Source organism: Micromonospora echinofusca (genome assembly GCF_017614955.1).
Classification (GTDB): domain Bacteria; phylum Actinomycetota; class Actinomycetes; order Mycobacteriales; family Micromonosporaceae; genus Micromonospora; species Micromonospora echinofusca_A.
Genome location: NZ_WVUH01000450.1, coordinates 1 through 4,783, shown reverse-complemented (window position 1 = coordinate 4,783; position 4,783 = coordinate 1). Strand labels below are relative to the sequence as shown.

Sequence of the window (4,783 nt, the reverse complement as noted above, 5' to 3'; positions counted from 1 at the left end):
GCGTCGGTGAGGTCGTGCCGCCTCGTCACCGCTACGCTGGCCACGAGGTCTCCGGTATGAAGTTCTTGCTTGGTCGCAGAACCAGATACCGGAGACCTCTTCAGTTGTCGATCACCGCCACGCCGGGGCCTTCATCGGCCACCACGACTTCTGAAACACGCCTTAGTGCCCTGGCATGCCTGGTTAGCGGGATGACGTGAATGTCGCTCTCATGTTTGACTGAGGTCTATGCAGCCTGGGGAGGTACGGCTGGCGGTCGACTGTGGCAGCGCCAGCACAGTCGCGGTGATCGCATGGCCCGACGGCCGGTGGACGCCACTGTTGTTCGACGGGATTCCGGTGCTGTCGAGCGCGGTGTGGGTGCCCTCGGACGGGCCGGTGGTGGTGGGGACGCGGGCGTGGCAGGCGGCAGCGACGGACCCGAACCGGTTCGTGTCGGCGCCGCTGCGGACCGGTACCCGGTCCGGTCGACGTCGGTGGCACCACGGTGGAGGTGGTGGACCTGGTCGCGGCGACGTTGCGGCGGGTGGCCGGCGAGGCGACGCGCGTGGCGGGCGGACCAGTCGCGGATGTGCGGCTGGTCGTGCCGGCGGGGTGGGGGCCGAGGCGGCGGACCTGGTTGCGGCAGGCCGCGCACCGGGCCGGTCTGGGCCAGCCCCGCCTGGTGGAGGCCCCGGTGGCGGTGGCCGAGCATCTGCTCGCCACCGGCGCGCAGATGCCGGTGGGGTCCTACCTGGTGATGTGTGACGCCGGTGGCGGTTTCGAGGTGACCGTGCTGCGGCGTGGGCCGGCGGGGGTCGAGGTGCTGTCCACGCTGACCGATCCGGATGCCGGCGGGCTGGGCGTCGACGACGCCCTGGCGGGTCTGCTGCTACCCGCCGACGGCAGCATCACGACAGCGGGCGGGTGGCCGGTCGTGGCGAGTATCCGCGCCGGGAAGGAATCCCTGTCCGACCATGCGGCGGTGACGGTGCCGGTCCCCGGTGGTCCGCCGGTGGTGGTCAGCGGGTTGATGGTGGAACAGACGGCCCGGCCGGTGTGGGAACGGGCCGGAAAACTGGCCGTCGAGGCGGTCGCCGCCGCCGAGATCAGCACCGACCAGGTCACCGGTGTGTACCTGGTCGGTGGGTCGGCGCGGATGCCCGCGACCGGGCAGGTACTCGGTGAACACCTCGGTGTGGTGCCGGTGGTGCTGCCGGACCCGCAGACAGCGGCGGCCCGGGGTGCCGCCGACGCCGGCACCACACCGCCTGGCGGGCCGGTAGCCGTGGCCGAGCCGGAGGTCCCGCCAGTACGGCGCGCGTTGAGTATCGCCGTACCGGGGTTGGCGTCACTGTGGCTGCTCGCCCACTTCTTCCTCACCGCCGAACGCAACAACACTGTGCTGTCCGTGCACTACTGGGTGAACGCCAACTGGGGTGAGCTGGCGATGGCGGCGATGTTCGCGCTGATCGCCTGCCTGTCCGCCGGAACGATCCTCGGATCGCTGGCCACCCCGGCCGACACCGACCGCCCGGCACGGTCGGTGGGTGGGCAAGTCGGGACCGGGATCCTCACCGCGATCGGGCTCGGCATGACCGTCGCCGCCGTGTACGCCGTCGTCGGCGCCAGCTACCTCAGCCTCGAGTTACGGCCATTCCTGCGGTGGACACTGCTCCCGCTGATCCCGACCATCGTCCTGGCGGCCCTGGTGGCGCTGGTCGCCGCCCGGGGGTGGCGGACCCCGCGCCACGGCTGGCGCCTACGGATCGCCCCGGGTGACCGTCGAACTGCGTGCCCGGGGCGTGCGGGTCAACCGCAAGCGGGTCGAGCGGATCATGCGGCAACGCGACGTCGTGGGCCGGCACCTACGCCGCCGCAAACGCACCACCATCCCGGATCCGGCCGCCCCGCCGGTGCCGGACCTGATCGGCCGGGACTTCACCGCCACCGCACCCGACCAGCGCTGGTGCGGCGACATCACCTACCTACGCGTCGGCACCGGCTGGCTGTATCTGGCCACGGTCATCGACATCGCCACCCGCAGACTGATCGGCTGGTCGATCAACACCCACATGCGCACGAGCCTGGTCATCGATGCCCTCGCCGCCGCGGTCGCCGCCCGCGGCGGCCGGGTCGACGGCGTCATCTTCCACGCCGACAGGGGCGCCCAATACGGCAGCGGTGACTTCGCCGACGTCTGCCAACGACACGGCATCCGCCGCTCCATGGGGCGAATCGGCTCGTCGTACGACAACGCCCTGGCCGAGGCGTTCTTCGCCACCCTCAAACGAGAACTCGATGTCGACCACCGCCGCTGGGCCACCGAGGCCGACGCCCGCCGCGACGTGTTCCGGTGGATCGCCTTCTACAACCACCGGCGCCGCCACTCCGCGCTGGGCTACCTCAGCCCTGCCGACTACGAACAGGCCCTCACACCGACTACACTGCATCAGATCGCGGCATAACCCGGTGTCCACATCCCGGGGGGAACCTCACCCTCCGTCACCACCAAATGTGAGACAGAGCCGAAATCGACACACTCCCACGTCAGATGTGCTGTGCCGTGTTGTCACGGCCGGCGACCGACTCGGTGCGGATGCCCATAAACCTGTGTGCGTCCGTGGCCCGGAGCACGCGCTGGGTGTTGCTTGAGGCTACGGCCTCGACTATCTCCCGGTGGATCGACATCCGGCGCCGTATGTAGTCGGCGTCGTTGTCGGTGCGCACGACGGTGTCGAGGTGGGATTCGAGCGCGGCCAGCAGGCCGAGGTAGGTGGTGCGCAGCACGGCGTTGCGGCAGATCGCGGCGAGCCGGCCGTGCAGGCGCCAGTCGGTTCGGTAGTACTGCTCTGGGTTGTCAATGCAGCGTTCCATGTTCGCGATGAGTGCCCGGCAGTCCGCGATGTCTTCGACGGTCCGGTACTGCGCGGCCTCCAGCAGCACGAGCGGTTCGAGCGCGTCGCGTACGTGTAGCGCGTCGGCGACCCCTACCGGGTCGGCGCTGATCGCGAGGATGGACTCGCCGAAACCGAGCAGGTGGACGGGGGATTGTGGCGCGTCGGAGCCGCCCGAGGACGGCTGGCCGAGCCGGCGCATCGCAGTCCGGAAGCGGGCGATGTTTATGTCGGACATGTGCGTGCCGAACTGCTCGGTGATGTGGCTAAGGTATCGGGGCTCGGCCCGACGGTAGGCCGAGTCGCCTGCTGCGGTCAGTTCGACCGTTACGGCCCGCCCGTCGTCTCCGATCTTGCAGCGCCGCACCAGCCCGCTCTGCTCCAGTCGGGTGACGAGCCGGCTGGTGGCGCTCTGGCTCATGCAGAGGGCAGTGCTCAGATCCTGCTGGACTAGGGCCTGCCCGTCGCTCTTGACCAGTGCGGCCAGGGCCTCGAACCAGCGTAGCGGGAGGCCGCACTCACGCTGGAGGTTCTCGTCCAGCACTTTCGCGACGGTGGCCTGCGCGCGGGTGAACTCCTGCCATGCCTGGTAGTCCGCTTGCATCGACGAGCCTCCAGACGTCATGCCGCCATTCTAGATGCTTGCGCATGCAGGATTCCACCCGTACGCTCACCGCACTATGTGCAACCGCATGCATCTTACCGACGCAGTTGGCTCGGGCCCACTGTCCCGTCCCGTGCTCGCCCTGACCTTCGACCACATGGGCCGGGCTCGGGACGTCGGCCGAGGCGAGGTCAACCGGCCAGATCCGGCGTCTGCGGATCTGGCCGTCGGGTTCCCCCGGCTGCTGGGCTTGCTCGACGAACTCGGCCTGACAGCCACGTTCTTCGTCGAGGGCTGGAACGGTTTGCACCACCCGGACCGGATCGAGCAACTCCTCGCGCGGGGACACGAAGTCGGGCTGCACGGCTGGGTGCACGAGCGGTGGCTCGACCTGGCCATCGGGCAGCGTGAGCGGATCCTCGTTGACGGTCTGGCCGCGCTGCGGCGCCTCGGCGTGGCCGAGCCGGGGTTCCGCGCCCCCGGCGGATACGTCGGCCGGGACACCCTCCCATTGCTCGCCGACCTCGGGTTTGGCTACGACAGTTCGCTGCTCGACGCCGACGACGACCCTGACGGCCGGCCGCGGGTGGTGGCCGGTGGCCTCGTCAACGTGCCGTTCCGTTGGGCCTGGGTCGACTACTGGCAGTGCGTGCTGCACCCAGATGATCCGGCGACGGCCGCGACGTTGATCGAGCGGTGGGACGACGAACTCGCTACGGCGGCGGCGACCGGCGCGCCGATGACCGTCGACGCCCACCCGTTCTTCGTTGCGGTCGACGACGATCGCTGGCGGGCGTTCAGCGGCTGGCTCCACAAACTTGCCACCGACGGCATCCGCTTCACCACGGCTGGCCGGCTGTCGGCCGAGGCGGGCACGGCACCGTGCTGACGCCCGTACCGCCGCCGGCCGCCGACGAGCCCCACGTGTGGGTCGAGTACCTGCGCGATCGTGGCCTGCTCGACGCTGCCGACCCGGCACCCGTGCGAGCCATGTCCGGCGGGGTGTCCGGCGTGGTTGTGCAGGTGGGTGGCTTGCTGTGCAAGCAGCCACGGGAGCGGCTGGCGGTCGACGACGACTGGACGGCGGACCCCCGGCGGGTTCTTGCCGAGGCGGAGGCAATGTCCCGGCTGCCCGGCATCGCGCCCATGATGGTTGACCTGGACCGCGAGCGCCTAGTAGTGCTTTGTTAGGTTGGGACGAGTTGGTGGCAGAGAGGGCAGAACCCGAGCCAGGTCGCGAGTAGGTACTGCAGTTGCCGCAGGACGGCGTAGAGGCTCAGGTCTGCCCCACTGCTTTTGGGCG

Annotated in this window: 3 protein-coding genes and 2 pseudogenes; 4 read left to right on the top strand and 1 reads right to left on the bottom strand. The window is 69.9% G+C overall.

What is annotated here, in order from left to right:
- Positions 1 to 487: 487 nt before the first annotated feature.
- Together GSF22_RS36045 and GSF22_RS30640 are read left to right on the top strand one after the other, a co-directional pair.
- Positions 488 to 1,219 (top strand): annotated as a pseudogene (locus GSF22_RS36045) (Hsp70 family protein); the annotation flags it as partial.
- 520 nt (positions 1,220 to 1,739) lie between these two features.
- Positions 1,740 to 2,447 (top strand): annotated as a pseudogene (locus GSF22_RS30640) (IS3 family transposase); the annotation flags it as partial.
- A gap of 82 nt (positions 2,448 to 2,529) precedes the next feature.
- Here GSF22_RS30640 and GSF22_RS30635 read toward each other — a convergent pair.
- The gene (locus tag GSF22_RS30635) at positions 2,530 to 3,480 is read right to left on the bottom strand and encodes an FCD domain-containing protein (RefSeq protein WP_208817396.1); all 951 of its coding nucleotides are present in this window, start codon (positions 3,478 to 3,480) and stop codon (positions 2,530 to 2,532) included.
- Between the two features lie 133 nt (positions 3,481 to 3,613).
- Between GSF22_RS30635 and GSF22_RS30630 the strand changes: the two genes are divergently transcribed.
- Both GSF22_RS30630 and GSF22_RS30625 read left to right on the top strand, forming a co-directional pair.
- The gene (locus GSF22_RS30630) at positions 3,614 to 4,369 is read left to right on the top strand and encodes a polysaccharide deacetylase family protein (RefSeq protein ID WP_208817395.1); all 756 of its coding nucleotides are present in this window, start codon (positions 3,614 to 3,616) and stop codon (positions 4,367 to 4,369) included.
- Positions 4,370 to 4,404: 35 nt separating this feature from the next.
- Positions 4,405 to 4,671 (top strand): hypothetical protein, encoded by a 267-nt coding sequence (locus tag GSF22_RS30625; protein ID WP_208817394.1) that lies wholly within the window; start codon positions 4,405 to 4,407, stop codon positions 4,669 to 4,671.
- The last annotated feature ends 112 nt before the right edge of the window (positions 4,672 to 4,783 follow it).